Below are 14896 nucleotides of genomic sequence, written 5' to 3' on the forward strand. Positions count from 1 at the left end.
GCCGTTATCCTGTTTTAGCCGCGATTTATGCGGCAAAAATGCGCGATACTTCGCCGCCCCATAGTCAAGCGGTCCAATTTGGATCGATTCTAGGCTGAAAAGAATCCATAAACGTAGCCGATCGGAAGTGCGGCCAGAACAATGTACACAACCAATAGTATATAATTGATAACGGTTCCTCCCCGGTCGGAAAGCAACGAAACAACACGCGCAAATGCCGCAAGCGTGAAGACAGCGCCGAACACGAGGTAGATATCTGGCTGTCCAAGCATGATAGGAGCCAGACCAAGAGCTAGATAGACGGCGCCTGTCGAACGAAGCTCCGCATAACCATCACGTCGTCCCTCGCGCAATTGCAGACCAAAAAGACGCATAGCGTAGCCCGGTGCAAACATAATGATGAGACCGGCCAAAGCGGCGAATGCCGCCGAACAAAAAGCAAGTCGTTCACCAAGTTCGTCGGGAAAGTACAGTTCCATTACAAGCCCCCAAATCACGCGAAATATGCTTCTTATGCCACGATTGCGCGAGCCAGCAAAAGCCCGACGCGCCGCGATTTACAAGAAGCTTTGCGGATCGATATCGAGCTGCACATGAACCGAGCCCCGTTCCTTTGGAGAGTGGGCGAGCAAAGCGCGCAGAAAGCCCTGCATGTCTGAGTTTCGCCGGCCGTGTACGAGCAGGCGGAAGCGATGGCGACCGCGCACCAGCGCCAGCGGCGCCTCGGCCGGCCCCAGCACCGAGATGCCTGAAACGTGCGGCGCCGCGTTGCGCATGCCGCGCGCATGGCTCTCGGCATCATGGCGCGTTTCGGCAGAAACGATGATCGAGGCAAGACGGCCAAACGGCGGCAGGATCGCACGCTCACGCTCGGCGATCTCGCGCTCATAGAAAGCGCCGGCGTCACCCGAAACGATCGCCTGCATCACCGGATGCTGCGGCTGGTAGGTCTGTAGCAGACCGTGGCTCTTCAGACCGGTACGCCCGGCCCGACCCGTGACCTGTGACAGGAGCTGGAATGTACGCTCGGCTGCGCGCGGATCGCCATTGGCCAGCCCGAGATCGGCGTCAACGATGCCAACCAGCGTCATCAGGGGGAAATTGTGGCCCTTGGCGACGAGCTGCGTGCCGATGACGATATCCGCTTCCCCCTTGGCGATGGCATCGAGTTCGAGGCGCAGGCGCTTGACCCCACCCATGATGTCGGACGAGAGCACGATCGTCCGGGCCTCGGGGAAATGGCGTTCGACTTCCTCGGCGATCCGCTCAACACCCGGCCCGCAGGCGACGAGATGGTCGAGGGTTCCGCATTCCGGACAGGCCTCGGGCGTGTGCTGGCTATAGCCGCACTGGTGACACTGCAGCTGTCGCTTGAACCGGTGCTCGACCAGCCAGCTGGAGCATTGCGGGCACTGGAAGCGATGGCCACACACCCGGCAAAGGGTCAGTGGCGCGTAGCCGCGACGGTTCAGGAACAGCAGCGCCTGCTGCTTTTTCTCGACCGTCTTGCCAATCGCGCGCACGAGAACGGGCGACAGGAAACCGCCGCGTTCCGGCGCATGTCGTCGCATGTCGATCAGGTGCAGATCGGGCAGCGCCGCATCGCCGAAGCGTGTCGGCAGGTGAATCGTGGTGTAGCGTCCGCTTTGCCCGTTGACCTGGCTTTCAACCGATGGCGTGGCGGAGACCAGCACCACCGGGAAGTCGCCGATGCGAGCCCGCACGACAGCCATGTCGCGGGCATTATAAAAGACGCGATCCTCCTGCTTGTAGGCAGGATCGTGTTCTTCATCGACGATGATAAGTCCGAGATCTTCGAACGGCAGGAAAAGGGCCGACCGTGCGCCGGCGACAACCCGCACTTCACCCGTCACGGCCTGCCGCCAGACCTTCTCGCGCATCCGCGGCGGAAGATCGGAATGCCACTCCGCTGGCTTGGCACCGAAACGATCCTGGAAGCGCTCAAGAAAGCTTGCCGTCAAGGCAATTTCCGGCAGCAGGATAAGCACCTGTTTGCCGCGCCTTAGCGTTTCCGCGATCGCCTCGAAATAGACCTCCGTCTTCCCGGACCCGGTAACGCCATCGATCAGCGAGACCGCGAACTCGCCCTTGCGAACTTCGGCAAGGATTTCCTCGGCTGCATCCTTCTGCGGTCCCTCCAGCCGGGACGTGATGAAATCAGGATCGGGTTTTGCCACCACCGGCGGCGGTGGGAGGAACACAGTCTCGAAAATCCCCTGCGCCACCAGCCCGTCGACGACACTTGTCGACACGCCTGCGGCATGAGCAAGACCGCTTCGCGTCCACGATAGCCCACCGCTACCAGTCTCGAGCACCCGGGCGCGCGCCGGCGTCATCCGCTCCGGTGCGCCGCCGACGAAACGCAAGCCCTCGACCATCGGCTCCGGCTCGAATGCGTTCGGCGCGCGCAAGGCCATGCGCGCCACGAGACCAGGCGGCGAGAGCGTATAACTCGCTACCCAGTCGATGAAATCGCGCATTTCCTTGGTCAGCGGCGGGCAATCGAACACATGACTGATCGGCCTAAGCTTCTTCGGGTCGACACCCTCGTCGCCACCGTCCCAGACGACACCGATGACCTGCCTCGGCCCCAGCGGCACCTGTACGACCGAGCCCGGCTCAACCGCGATCCCATCGGGAACCGAATAGGAATACGGCTTTGGGGCAGGCATGGGCACGAGCACCGCAACCGTGCGGTTTGCCGACGGTGTCTGAAACAAGGCTCCAAAGAGATCGGACGAATCTGTACTCATCGGGCGAGACCATGCCCGCAATGATCCAAAAAGAAAACCTGCGTCTCCGTCTTCCCTCGCCAATCACTCGGGCTTACGCGTGATCAAAAAGAATGGGCGGCAACCGTTTCCCGAAGAGGCGGCTGAACGAGCGGCAGAAAGCGGGTACCGGCATCGGCTTTCAGATCATGCACCGTGTGCTGCTCAAGCGCCTTCGTCACATCGTTGACGTCTCCGTCCAGGTGCTCCACCGGGATCAGATTGCCGACCAAGAAATCGAAGCGATCGCCGCGCTTGTTCAAGAGTTCGTGAAACACGGTCATGTCGCGGAGTTCCGTCGACCATTTGGCGAACCAGTAGAACAGGCCCGAATTGCGCGCCGTCACATGCACCGGCAGGATCGGCAGGTTGTACTTGCGCGCCAGCCCCACGGCCGAGGTCTTCCAGGGACGTTCATTCAGCTGGCCGTTTGCCCAGTAGGCAATGCGGCCGGAGGGGAAAAGGATCGTCGCCTTGCCTTCCTTGACCGCATGGTTGGTCAACAGCAGCGTTTCGCGGGTCTTGAGCTTGCTCTTGTATTCCTCTCGCCATTCGACCGGAATGATCACCTCGGCAAAGCGTGGATTGACGCGCACCGCGTCACGGTTGGCAAAAAGCATCATATCAGGACGTCGGCTTTTCAGGAGATCGAAAACCGCGACGCCATCGGCGATGCCGGTTGGATGATTGCTGACAAGAATGAAGCCGCCGCTCTTGGGGATGCGTTCGTCGTTACGGACATTGATCTCAAGCTTCAGCAGGTCGCTCATATATTCGAAGCACTGGAAACCCGGCATGTTCGCGATGTCGTTGGCGAACTTGACGGCCTTGTTGTAGCGCAGCAGCGTGTAGAGGAACGGACGCATCGCCGGCCAGAGCGGATGACGCACGATGCGTTGGCCGCGCTCGGCGATCAGCGTATCGACGATGTGGCCCGGTTTGCCGTGGGAGACGAGTGCGACCGCTTCCGCGAGTTGTCCTAAAGCCGTCAGGGATTGGCGCCGTGCCATGCAAAAATCCTGCCTCATTGGGAAACCAGTTGTCGTCAATGGTATGATGGAAGCATGACAAGCACTTGGCCGATATTAGCAATTCCATAACTGTCCCTCGTCCAGAATTGGAAGCCGCACCGGCAAATTCAAGAGGGCCAGAGACGTGAACGAACTCCTGATTATTGCCGACCAGCGCCTGATGACGGAGCGCGCCGCCTGGCTTGATAACCTCGCCAACGAGCGGCGGCTTTCGCAGAACACACTGGACGCATACGAGCGCGATACCCGCCAGTTTCTGACCTTTCTCACCGGCCATCTCGCGGGTCCGACGACGCTCAACGATATTCGTGCGCTGCGGCCCGCAGACTTCCGCGCCTTTCTCGCAGCACGCCGCAAGGAAGGCTCCGGGGCCCGCTCGCTTGGCCGCAATCTTGCAGGCCTGCGCTCGATGCTGCGCTATCTCGAAAAGAAGGGACTGATCAACGCCGCCGGCGCCGGCGCGGTACGTTCGCCCAAGCAACCGAAGTCCTTGCCGAAACCGCTTTCTGACAAGCAGGCGATCACCGTCGTCAGCGACGAGGCGCAGCTTCACGAGGAACCCTGGATCGCCGCCCGGGACGCCGCGGTGTTCGCCCTCCTCTATGGCTGCGGCCTGCGTATATCTGAAGCACTCGACCTCACGCCGGATGCGCTCGACCGCGGCTCGACGACGCTGCGCATCACCGGCAAGGGCAACAAGACGCGCCTAGTGCCGTTGCTCTCCGTGGTGTCCGATGCGGTTGAGAAGTACCGCGCGCTGTGCCCCTATCATCTGGAGATCGGTGAGCCGCTGTTTCGCGGTGCGCGCGGCGGAAAGCTGCAGGCAGCCATTATCCAGCGCACGATGCAGAAGATGCGCAGCGCCTTCGGCCTGCCGGAGACCGCGACACCGCATGCGCTCCGCCATTCCTTCGCGACCCATCTTCTGGCCGGTGGCGGCGACCTCAGAACCATCCAGGAACTTCTCGGCCACGCCAGCCTGTCGACGACGCAGGTCTACACCGGTGTGGATTCCTCACGTTTGCTTGAAGTTTACGATCGTGCCCATCCACGGGCGTAATCTTTTGTTAACGCCTTCCCTTAAAGGAATATGCGCACGCTATGCGTAAAGCTTGAGCTCCATTTACCGTGACCGGAACACCATCATGACGATCTCCATCGGCCACCGCAGCCTGCGCATCACCTCACCGGGCAATGTCATGCTTTGGCTGGTTGCTGCTTTTCACATGCTGCTCGCTGCCATGTTGCTGGCAGTGCTCTTTTCGGTTTCGCCGGCAACCGCCGCAGACGACGCCAGCTGCACCGGCCGCAACATCCTGACCGATCTCAAGGAGAGCGACCCCGCCCGCTACGCCGCGGTCGTCAAGGAAGGCGAGGCGGTTCCGAACGGCAAGGGTATCTTCTGGAAGATCGAGAAAGCGGGCATCAAGCCTTCATGGCTGCTCGGCAGCATGCATGTCACGGATCCGCGGGTACTGGATCTTCCGCCCCGCACCCAGGCAGCACATGATGCGGCCGACACGATCGTCATCGAGTCTGACGAGATCCTTGACGAAAAGAAGGCGGCTACCGCCCTGCTGATGAAGCCGGAGCTGACGATGTTTACCGATGGAACGACCATCGAGAAACTCCTGTCTCCCGACGACTACGCACGCCTCGAGGAAGGCCTGAAGCAACGCGGCATCCCGCTCGCAGCGGTCTCACGCATGCGCCCGTGGATGATTTCCAGCGTCGTCGCCCTGCCGGGTTGCGAAATGGCCCGCAAGGCAAAAGGCGTGCAGTTCCTTGACCAGAAGATCGCCACCGACGCCGTTGCTTCAGGCAAGCAGGTCAAGGGCCTCGAGACACTCGCCGAACAACTGCAGGCGATGGCCGAGTTGCCGACTGAGTTCCACATGAAGTCGTTGATCGAAACCCTGGCGCTCGGCTCCAAGATGAACGATGTCGTGGAAACCATGACCGACCTCTATCTCAGTGGCGATATCGGCATGACGATCCCGATGCTGAAAACCGTTTCGCCTGATGGCGCCGATGAGGACAGCGACTACGCCGCATTCGAACAGCGCATTATCATTGATCGCAACAAGATCATGGCGGAACGCGCGGCACCCATCCTTGCCAACGGCAACGTGTTCATGGCCGTTGGCGCCCTGCATCTGCCCGGCGAAGGCGGCGTCATCGAACTCCTGCGCAAGCAAGGCTTCACCGTAACGGCCGTCAACTAGCGTCCGACCGTCATTCGGCGAAGGACGTTGCTCTTCCAGTAGAACTGATGAACGAGCGCGCCGGCCACGTGCGCCACAATCAGGATCCACAGGACGACCTTCAGCACATCGGCGTGCAGAGAGCCTGCGGAATCAATTCCGAGGTAGTAAGCGGCAATCCCGGTCACCGGCATCGCGAAGATGAAGGCATACAAGCCGAAATGAACGAGCTTGGCTGCAAGGCGAAAGACCGCGGGCTCCTCGGTGGTTTCAGACGGAGCGCCCTGAGCAAGCCGCAGACAGACGCGGATGATGGCGAGCAGCAGGATGGCAATGCCAATATACGCATGTACGTTCGCTGACGAAATCTGGTCAGCGGTCGGGGTCTCGCCGCGTCGAACGATATGGTGCCATTCATTCATGCCATCGGTGAACAGCAGATTGTAGAAGATCAGCACGGCCATGAGCCAGTGAAGAGCCCGCTGTGGCAGGCTGTATGCATCGATCGGTGCGGATGGCATGGGCGTCCCTCGAAGGATATTAGAATCATTCGAAAGTAAAACGGCCGCCTGCCCTGAGACAAGCGGCCATTCATGCATTGCTAAAATTTAATCCTACATATGGATCGGCTTGAAGAACGCAGCCAGTGCCGCTTCCTTTACCGCTTCCGACATGGTCGGGTGCGCATGGCAGGTGCGGCCGAGGTCTTCGGCGGAGCCGCCGAACTCCATCAGAACGGCGATCTCGTGGATCATTTCGCCCGCGCCGAAGCCGACGATGTGGCCGCCGAGGACGCGGTCGGTGGTCTTGTCCGAGAGGATCTTCACGAAACCATCCGTTGCCAGCATGGCGCGCGCGCGGCCGTTGGCCGTGAACGGGAACTTGCCGACCTTGTAGGCGACGCCAGCGGCCTTCAGCTCTTCCTCGGTCTTGCCGACAGAGGCAACTTCGGGCTGCGTGTAGACGACGCTCGGGATGACGTCGTAGTTCACATGGCCGTGCTGGCCGGCGAGGATCTCGGCGAGTGCTACGCCTTCGTCTTCAGCCTTGTGCGCCAGCATCGGGCCCTTCACCACGTCGCCGATCGCATAGATGCCGGCAACGTTGGTGCGGAAGTGACCGTCGATCTCGACGCGGCCGCGATTGTCGAGCGCAACGCCCGCTTCCTCGAGACCGAGGCCAGCCGTGTAGGGAATGCGGCCGGTGGAGATCAGCACCACATCGGCTTCGACGGTGACAGCGGCGCCGCCGGCGACCGGCTCGAAGGTCACCTTCGCGCCCTTGCCACCCTTTTCAACGCCCGTCACCTTGGAGCTCAGGTTGATGTCGACGCCCTGCTTGGCGAGCATGCGCTGGAACTGCTTGGAGACGTCGCCATCCATCGCGCCGAGGATCTTGTCGAGATATTCGATGACGGTGACCTTGGCGCCGAGGCGCGACCACACAGAGCCGAGCTCGAGGCCGATGACGCCGCCGCCGACGACGATCATCGTCTCAGGCACCTTGTCGAGCGCGATCGCGCCGGTGGAGGAAACGATCACCTTCTCGTCGATGTCGACCTTCACACCAGGGATGCCGGCAACGTCGGAGCCGGTGGCGATGACGATGTTCTTGCCTTCGATTTCCTGGACCTTGCCGTCCTCAGCCGTAACCGAGACCTTACCAGCCGAGACGATCTTGCCGGTGCCGATGAAGCTGTCGATCTTGTTCTTCTTGAACAGGAAGGCAACGCCGTCGACATTTGCCTTAACCGTCGCATCCTTGTGCGCCAGCATCTTGTCGAGGTTCAGCTTCGGCGCCGCGACTTCGATGCCGAGCGCGTCCATGCCGTGGCCGGCCTGATGGAACATTTCCGACGCATGCAGCAGCGCCTTGGAGGGAATGCAGCCGACATTGAGGCAGGTGCCGCCGAAGGTCGCGCGCTTTTCGACGACAGCGACCTTGAGGCCGAGCTGGGCCGCCTTGATGGCAGCGACATAGCCGCCGGGGCCGGTTCCGATAACGATCACATCATAGGACATTGGTGCTTTTCCTTTTCGTTATTTATCTAGTCCGCCGCGCGGGCGAGCGCGAGACGGAAGCCGAAGCCGACCAGAGCGGCGCCGGTAATGCGGTTGAACCATTTGCCGCTGGCGATGAAACGATCGCGAACGGCCTTGACGGTGAAGAAGGTGGAGACGGCGGCGAACCATAAGACCAGCGCGGTCGCCATGCCGATGCCGTAGCTGAACTGGATGAGGCCGGGCGTGTCGTGATGAACGAGCGTCGAAAACAGCGACAGGAAGAACAGCACCGGCTTCGGGTTCAGCGCATTGGTGATGAAGCCCATGCCGAGGCAGCGCAGCGCCGAGATCGGCTTGCGATCCTCTTCGCTTACATTGATCTCGCTGACGTTGAAGCCCGGCGCGCGAAACGACTTGATGCCGAGATAGACGAGATAGGCGACACCCGCCCACTTGATCATCGCAAACAGCATCAGCGACTGCGACACGATCAGCCCGAGACCGAGGATCGTGTAGCTGATGTGGAAGAGCAGCGAGAAGCCCATGCCGATGCCGCTCATGATCGCGGCGCGGCGGCCATGCACGATGCTCTGGCGCAGGATCACCGCGAAATCAGCGCCCGGCACGACGATGAAGATCGAGAAGACGGCCATCAGGCCGAGAAATTCGAGAACATACTGCATGCTCATATCGCCCTTGAAATGATGAACCCGATCATCGGCCGCCGCTTACATTGAGGATCGCGCCGGTGACATAGGATGCATCCCTGGATAGCAGATAGAGCACCGCGTCGGCGATCTCTTCCGCCGTCCCGGCGCGCTGCATCGGAATGCTCGGCGCCATCTGGCGCGCCCGATCAGGCAGGCCGCCGGAAGCATGGATTTCGGTGTCGATGACACCAGGCCTGATCGCATTGACACGCACGCCCTCGGTCGCCACTTCGCGGGCAAGGCCGATGGTGAAGGTGTCGATCGCGGCCTTGGAGGCGGCGTAATCGACATATTGCGACGGCGAGCCAATGATTGCCGCCATCGACGAGATATTGACGATCGCCCCGCCCTTGCCGCCATGCCGGGTCGACATGCGGCGCACGGCCTCGGCCGCGCAGAGGATCGAGCCGGTAATGTTGATGCGCATCATCCGCTCGATGCGCTCGACCGACATTTCATCGACGCGGGCGGGCGCGTCGACGATACCGGCATTGTTGGCAAGTCCGTCCAGCCGGCCGAAATGGCGGTCGACGGTTTCAAACATCGCGGCGATATCGACGGCCTCGCCGACATCGCCCCTGATCGCGATGGCGTCCCCGCCGCCGGCCTTGATCTTCGCCACGACCTCGTCCGCCGCCTGCCTGTTGGAGGCGTAGTTGACGGCGACGCGCCAGCCTTTCGACGCCGCCAGCAGGCTGATCGCGGCGCCAATGCCGCGGCTGCCGCCGGTGACGAGAAGTACGGGTTGGTCGCTCATGACGCACATTCCTTGAAATTGAGGACGTCCCAGGGCGCGACGTAGGCCTTGCCCTCGCCCCAGATCGAGGAGGCGCGAATGGCCGGGCCGATGCCGGGCAGCACGATCTTGTCTGCTGCGGCACCTGCTTCCGGCTCTAGGTTGTTCATCTCGCCCTTGGCATCGACGCCGTAGACCATGCCCTGCCAGATGGTACAGGCATTGAGATCGTCGCCGGTCACGTCGCCGCCGGGGCAATTGAACATGATCATCCCGATCGAACGATCCGGTTCCTCCGACGGCATCACGTAGCCGTCGAGCACCATTGATGTCTTCAGCACCTTGATCTTGAACTGGTTGCTCGCGGCCGCCGCTTCGGAATTGAGCGGCGAGAAGCGCAGCTCATAGGCGCCGTCGCGATCCGTATAGACCGCACTGCCCTGCTTGCACTCGGCCGCCAGCAGCGGCTGGCCGCAAAGCGCGCCGAAAACGAAGGGGGCGATGGCAACAGAAAGCTTACGCATCATCCCCTCACCACACGATGCCTGAGAACATCAGCACCAGCCCGATCGCCGACACCGACCAGATCCATGAGCGGTAGGGGCTGAGCCCGATCAGATAGGCAGGCAGATAGGCGACGCGCGCCCAGAACCACAGCGCTGCACCCCAGTGGGTCAGGCTGTCGGAACGGCCGGAAGCGACGGAGACCACGGCAAGCGCGATGAATATGGGATAGGTTTCCTGGAAATTCCTCAGCGCCCGCGTCGCACGGCCTGTGAGCACGTTCGGCTCAGGCTCATGGTCGCGCGTCGAATTCGCCTCCTTCACGCCGCTCTGCATGCGATAGGCCGCCGCCTGCGCCATCATGTAGGCGAAGGCGAGCGCGGCGCTCCAGAGCAGGTAGACAAGTTCCAGCGACATCAGGTGTTCCGGTGCTGAGGCGAAAAGGGCCGCTCGCGCGGCCCTGTCGGTCTCTTAGAGATCGAGAACGAGGCGTTCCGGATCTTCCAGGCTTTCCTTGACGCGCACGAGGAAGGTAACCGCTTCCTTGCCGTCAACAATACGGTGGTCGTAGGAGAGCGCGAGATACATCATCGGGCGGATGACGATCTGGCCCCCAACGACGACGGGACGATCCTGGATCTTGTGCATGCCGAGAATGCCCGACTGCGGCGCGTTCAGGATCGGCGAGGACATCAGCGAACCGTAGACGCCGCCATTGGTGATGGTGAAGGTGCCGCCCTGCATGTCGGCCATCGAGAGCGAACCGTCACGAGCAGCCTTGGCGAGACGGCCGAGGTCCTTTTCGATTTCGGCGATCGACATCTGGTCTGCATCGCGGATGATCGGAACGACGAGGCCCTTGTCGGTGCCGACGGCCATGCCGACGTGGCAGTAGTTCTTGTAGATGATGTCGGTGCCGTCGATTTCGGCGTTGACGGCGGGCAGTTCCTTCAGCGCGTGGGTGACGGCCTTGGTGAAGAAGCCCATGAAGCCGAGCTTCACGCCGTGCTTCTTTTCAAACACGTCCTTGTACTTGGCGCGCAGCGCCATCACGGCGCTCATGTCCACCTCGTTGTAGGTGGTGAGCATCGCGGCGGTGTTCTGGGCGTCCTTGAGGCGCTTGGCGATCGTCTGGCGCAGGCGCGTCATCTTCACGCGCTCTTCGCGACCGGCATCCTCGACCGTCGACGGGCCGCGTGCGGCAACCGGAGCAGCGGCAGGGGCTGCCGGAGCGGCGATGCCCTTGGCGACGGCAGCGATCACGTCGCCCTTCAGAACCTGGCCACGCTTGCCGGAGCCATCGACCTGATCGGCCGAGAGGTTGTTTTCAGCGAGCATCTTCGAAGCAGCCGGCGCCGGCGGCATCGAGGAAGCGGTAGCGGAAGCCGAAGCAGCGGCAGCAACCGGAGCAGCAGCGGCAGGAGCCGGCTCGGCAGCCTTGGCGGGCGCTGCGGCCGGAGCGGCGGCGGCTGCACCTGCGGAAGCGGCGATCTGGCCGAGCAGCGCGTCGAGACCGACGGTTTCGCCGGCCTGTGCGACGATTTCGGAGAGTACGCCGGCAGCCGGTGCCGGAACTTCGATGGTCACCTTGTCGGTTTCAAGCTCCACCAGCGGCTCGTCGGCCTTGATGACATCGCCGACCTTCTTGAACCAGGTGCCGACGGTTGCCTCGCTGACGGATTCACCGAGAGTTGGAACGCGGATTTCTGTGGCCATTGTTCAAATCCTGAATTTTGATCTTTGTGATGTTTGACGGCGTTCCGACAGCGGAGGCCGAAGAACGAATTAATGCGAAGAGGAAGCGTTATATCGCTCCCTCTTCGATCTCATTCTCTTAGCCGCCGAGCGCGTCCTCGAGGAACGCGGCGAGCTGTGCCAGATGCTTGGACATCAGGCCGGTTGCGGGCGATGCCGCGGCCGGACGTCCGGTGTAGCGAACGCGCTGGTACTTCGCATCGATATGGGCAAGCACCCATTCCAGATACGGGTCGATGAACGACCATGCACCCATGTTCTTCGGCTCTTCCTGGCACCAGACCATTTCCGCGTTGCGGAAGCGGGAGAGCTCGTTGATGAGCGCCTTGGCCGGGAACGGATAGAGCTGTTCGACGCGCAGCAGATAGACGTCGTCGATGCCGCGCTTTTCGCGCTCTTCGAGAAGGTCGTAGTAGACTTTGCCGGTGCACATGACGACGCGACGGATCTTGTTGTCCTTCTGCAGCTTGATCGGACCATCCTTGATGACCTCCGCATCGTCCCACAGGAGACGGTGGAAGGAGGACTCGCCGGCCATTTCGGCCAGGCCCGACACGGCACGCTTGTGGCGCAGCAGCGACTTCGGCGTCATCAGGATCAGCGGCTTGCGGAAGTCGCGCTTCACCTGGCGGCGCAGGATGTGGAAGTAGTTCGCCGGCGTCGTGACGTTGGCGACCTGCATGTTGTCTTCAGCGCAAAGCTGCAGGAAGCGCTCGAGGCGGGCGGAAGAGTGTTCCGGACCCTGGCCTTCATAACCATGCGGCAGCAGGCAGACGAGACCGGACATGCGCAGCCACTTGCGTTCACCAGACGAAATAAACTGGTCGAACACGACCTGCGCACCGTTGGCGAAGTCGCCGAACTGGGCTTCCCAGAGCGTCAGCGCGTTCGGACGGGCCAGCGAGTAGCCGTATTCGAAGCCGAGAACAGCTTCTTCCGAAAGCATCGAGTTGATGACTTCGTAGCGGGCCTGGCTCGGAGACAGGTTGGCAAGCGGGATATAGCGCTCTTCCGTCTCCTGATCGTAGAGAACCGAGTGACGCTGCGAGAAGGTGCCGCGTTCGCAATCCTGGCCGGAGAGGCGGATCTTGTGGCCTTCGACGACGAGCCCGCCGAACGCCAGCGCTTCCGCCGTTGCCCAGTCGATGCCCTCGCCGGTCGAGATCATGTTGGCGCGGTTTTCCATGAAGCGCTGGATCGTGCGGTGCGCATGGAAACCTTCAGGGATCTCGGACAGCTTGCGGCCGATTTCCTTCAGTTGCTTCATCGGCACGGCTGTCTTGCCGCGACGCTGCTCGTCGGCATTGTCGGCCGTGCGCAGGCCAGCCCACTCACCGTCGAGCCAGTCGGCCTTGTTCGGCTTGTAGCTCTGGCCGGCCTCGAACTCCTGCTCGAGATGCGCACGCCAGTCGGCCTTCATCTTTTCGACTTCGCCTTCGCTCAGCACGCCTTCGCCAACGAGGCGTTCCGCGTAGATCTGCAGCACGGTCTTGTGGGCACGGATGACCTTGTACATCTTCGGCTGCGTGAAGGACGGCTCGTCGCCTTCGTTGTGGCCGTAGCGGCGATAGCAGAACATGTCGAGGACGACAGGCTTGTGGAACTTCATGCGAAATTCCATGGCAATCTTGGCGCCGTAGACGACAGCTTCCGGATCGTCACCGTTGACGTGCAGGATCGGCGCTTCGATCATCTTGGCGACGTCGGACGGATAGGGCGACGAACGCGAGAAGGCCGGGTTCGTGGTGAAGCCGATCTGGTTATTGATGATGACGTGCATCGTGCCGGCAACGCGGTGACCGCGCAGACCGGAGAGACCGAGAATTTCGGCAATCACGCCTTGGCCGGCAAAAGCGGCGTCGCCGTGGATGAGGAGCGGCAGAACCTTGGCGCGCTCCGACAGCGGAATGGTATCGCCGTCCCAGACGGTGGCGCCCATGTCCTGCTTGGCGCGCGCCTTGCCCATGACGACGGGGTCAACGATCTCAAGGTGCGACGGGTTGGCCGTCAGCGACACGTGAACCTTGTTGCCGTCGAACTCGCGGTCCGAGGAAGCGCCGAGATGGTACTTCACGTCACCGGAACCTTCGACTTCGTCAGGCGCGTAGGAGCCGCCCTTGAACTCGTGGAAGATGGCGCGATGCGGCTTGCCCATGACCTGGGAAAGCACGTTCAGGCGGCCGCGGTGGGCCATACCGAAAACCGCTTCCTTGAGGCCGAGATTGCCGCCGCGCTTCAGGATCTGCTCAAGTGCCGGGATCAGCGACTCGCCACCGTCGAGGCCGAAACGCTTCGTGCCCTTGAACTTGACGTCCAGGAACTGCTCGTAGCCCTCGGCTTCGATGATCTTGGCAAGGATTGCCTTCTTGCCCTCGACGGTGAAGGCCACGCCCTTGTCGGGACCTTCGATCCGTTCCTGGATCCAGGCCTTTTCCTCGGGGTTCGAGATGTGCATGAACTCGACGCCGAGCGTCGAGCAGTAGGTGCGCTCGAGGATCTCGATCATCTCAGGGATGGTCGCGTATTCGAGACCCAGCACGTTGTCGATGAAGATCTTGCGGTCGTAGTCAGCGGCGGTGAAACCGTAGTTTTCCGGCGACAGTTCCTTGTAGTCTTCAACAGGTGCAGCGATGCCGAGCGGATCGAGCTTGGCATGCAGGTGGCCGCGCATGCGATAGGCACGGATCATCATGATGGCGCGCACGCTGTCGCGGGTCGCCTGCAGGATGTCGGCACCGTCCGTCGGCTTGCCGGCGGCTTCCGCTTTCGCCTTGACCTTGGTCTCGACCACCTTTTCGATCACGCCCCAGTCGCCATCGAGCGCCGAAACGAGATCACCGCTGGCCTGCAGCGGCCAGTTCTTCTTGCGCCAGGACGCGCCCTTGGCGGCCCGCTTCACATCATCAGGATTGTCTTCCAGCGCCTTGAAGAAGGAACGCCATTCCTCATTGACCGATGCCGGGTCGTCCTCATAACGCGCATAAAGCTGCTCGATGTAAGCAGCATTGGCGCCATCCAGGAACGAGGTGATCTGAAACTGCTCGTTGGCTTCTTGCCGTGCCATGGGTTCCACGCGGACGTTTTCGCCCGCCTCCTGACTCTTGTGATTTGCCGATCCCATCGACCGGCTGCCGCATCTGTATTTCAGCCGCCTGTCCGCG

The 14896-nt window shown here is 61.6% G+C and carries 13 protein-coding genes; 2 read left to right on the plus strand and 11 right to left on the minus strand.

Annotation, left to right across the window (positions count from 1 at the left end; genetic code table 11):
• Positions 1-89 precede the first annotated feature (89 nt).
• The 3 genes from A6U87_RS27285 to A6U87_RS27295 form a co-directional block, all read right to left on the minus strand.
• Positions 90-479, minus strand: a complete 390-nt coding sequence (locus tag A6U87_RS27285) for a DUF4345 domain-containing protein (RefSeq protein ID WP_065694458.1) — start codon at positions 477-479, stop codon at positions 90-92.
• A 78-nt stretch (positions 480-557) separates the two neighbouring features.
• Positions 558-2774: a primosomal protein N' gene (locus A6U87_RS27290; RefSeq protein ID WP_065694459.1), complete on the minus strand. Its 2217-nt coding sequence runs from the start codon at positions 2772-2774 to the stop codon at positions 558-560.
• Between the two features lie 83 nt (positions 2775-2857).
• A complete protein-coding gene (locus A6U87_RS27295) occupies positions 2858-3802 on the minus strand; it encodes a GNAT family N-acetyltransferase (protein WP_065694460.1) in 945 nt (314 codons plus the stop codon).
• A gap of 145 nt (positions 3803-3947) precedes the next feature.
• Between A6U87_RS27295 and A6U87_RS27300 the strand changes: the two genes are divergently transcribed.
• Together A6U87_RS27300 and A6U87_RS27305 are read left to right on the plus strand one after the other, a co-directional pair.
• Positions 3948-4883 carry a tyrosine recombinase XerC gene (locus A6U87_RS27300; protein WP_065694461.1) on the plus strand — a complete coding sequence of 312 codons (936 nt, stop codon included), beginning with the start codon at positions 3948-3950 and terminating at the stop codon, positions 4881-4883.
• 85 nt (positions 4884-4968) lie between these two features.
• On the plus strand, positions 4969-6048 hold the full coding sequence (locus tag A6U87_RS27305; RefSeq protein ID WP_065694462.1) for a TraB/GumN family protein: 1080 nt from the start codon (positions 4969-4971) through the stop codon (positions 6046-6048).
• Here the strand turns inward: A6U87_RS27305 and A6U87_RS27310 are convergent.
• The 8 genes from A6U87_RS27310 to A6U87_RS27345 form a co-directional block, all read right to left on the minus strand.
• A complete protein-coding gene (locus tag A6U87_RS27310; protein ID WP_065694463.1) occupies positions 6045-6548 on the minus strand; it encodes a cytochrome b in 504 nt (167 codons plus the stop codon). The genes A6U87_RS27305 and A6U87_RS27310 overlap by 4 nt on opposite strands.
• A gap of 93 nt (positions 6549-6641) precedes the next feature.
• Positions 6642-8048, minus strand: coding sequence for a dihydrolipoyl dehydrogenase (lpdA, locus tag A6U87_RS27315; RefSeq protein WP_065694464.1), 1407 nt, complete (start codon positions 8046-8048; stop codon positions 6642-6644).
• A gap of 26 nt (positions 8049-8074) precedes the next feature.
• A complete protein-coding gene (locus A6U87_RS27320; RefSeq protein ID WP_065694597.1) occupies positions 8075-8713 on the minus strand; it encodes a LysE family translocator in 639 nt (212 codons plus the stop codon).
• A gap of 31 nt (positions 8714-8744) precedes the next feature.
• Positions 8745-9497, minus strand: coding sequence for an SDR family oxidoreductase (locus A6U87_RS27325; protein ID WP_065694465.1), 753 nt, complete (start codon positions 9495-9497; stop codon positions 8745-8747).
• Positions 9494-10000 (minus strand): hypothetical protein, encoded by a 507-nt coding sequence (locus A6U87_RS27330; RefSeq protein ID WP_244499579.1) that lies wholly within the window; start codon positions 9998-10000, stop codon positions 9494-9496. Before A6U87_RS27330 ends, A6U87_RS27325 begins: the two co-directional genes overlap by 4 nt.
• Before the next feature lie 7 nt (positions 10001-10007).
• On the minus strand, positions 10008-10397 hold the full coding sequence (locus A6U87_RS27335) for an MAPEG family protein (RefSeq protein WP_065694466.1): 390 nt from the start codon (positions 10395-10397) through the stop codon (positions 10008-10010).
• A 54-nt stretch (positions 10398-10451) separates the two neighbouring features.
• Positions 10452-11696 carry a 2-oxoglutarate dehydrogenase complex dihydrolipoyllysine-residue succinyltransferase gene (gene odhB / locus A6U87_RS27340; protein WP_065694467.1) on the minus strand — a complete coding sequence of 415 codons (1245 nt, stop codon included), beginning with the start codon at positions 11694-11696 and terminating at the stop codon, positions 10452-10454.
• Positions 11697-11814: 118 nt separating this feature from the next.
• Entirely contained in the window at positions 11815-14799 is a 2985-nt protein-coding gene (locus tag A6U87_RS27345; RefSeq protein WP_065694599.1) for a 2-oxoglutarate dehydrogenase E1 component, read from the minus strand.
• Positions 14800-14896: the final 97 nt, after the last annotated feature.

The organism is Rhizobium sp. AC44/96 (genome assembly GCF_001692185.1).
GTDB lineage: Bacteria > Pseudomonadota > Alphaproteobacteria > Rhizobiales > Rhizobiaceae > Rhizobium.

Coding starts and splice junctions, on each gene's coding strand:
- A6U87_RS27285 (WP_065694458.1), bottom strand. CDS start 479: ATGGAACTGTACTTTCCCGACGAACTTGGTGAACGACTTGCTTTTTGT.
- A6U87_RS27290 (WP_065694459.1), bottom strand. CDS start 2,774: ATGAGTACAGATTCGTCCGATCTCTTTGGAGCCTTGTTTCAGACACCG.
- A6U87_RS27295 (WP_065694460.1), bottom strand. CDS start 3,802: ATGGCACGGCGCCAATCCCTGACGGCTTTAGGACAACTCGCGGAAGCG.
- A6U87_RS27305 (WP_065694462.1), top strand. CDS start 4,969: ATGACGATCTCCATCGGCCACCGCAGCCTGCGCATCACCTCACCGGGC.
- A6U87_RS27310 (WP_065694463.1), bottom strand. CDS start 6,548: ATGCCATCCGCACCGATCGATGCATACAGCCTGCCACAGCGGGCTCTT.
- lpdA (WP_065694464.1), bottom strand. CDS start 8,048: ATGTCCTATGATGTGATCGTTATCGGAACCGGCCCCGGCGGCTATGTC.
- A6U87_RS27320 (WP_065694597.1), bottom strand. CDS start 8,713: ATGCAGTATGTTCTCGAATTTCTCGGCCTGATGGCCGTCTTCTCGATC.
- A6U87_RS27325 (WP_065694465.1), bottom strand. CDS start 9,497: ATGAGCGACCAACCCGTACTTCTCGTCACCGGCGGCAGCCGCGGCATT.
- A6U87_RS27330 (WP_244499579.1), bottom strand. CDS start 10,000: ATGCGTAAGCTTTCTGTTGCCATCGCCCCCTTCGTTTTCGGCGCGCTT.
- A6U87_RS27335 (WP_065694466.1), bottom strand. CDS start 10,397: ATGTCGCTGGAACTTGTCTACCTGCTCTGGAGCGCCGCGCTCGCCTTC.
- odhB (WP_065694467.1), bottom strand. CDS start 11,696: ATGGCCACAGAAATCCGCGTTCCAACTCTCGGTGAATCCGTCAGCGAG.
- A6U87_RS27345 (WP_065694599.1), bottom strand. CDS start 14,799: ATGGCACGGCAAGAAGCCAACGAGCAGTTTCAGATCACCTCGTTCCTG.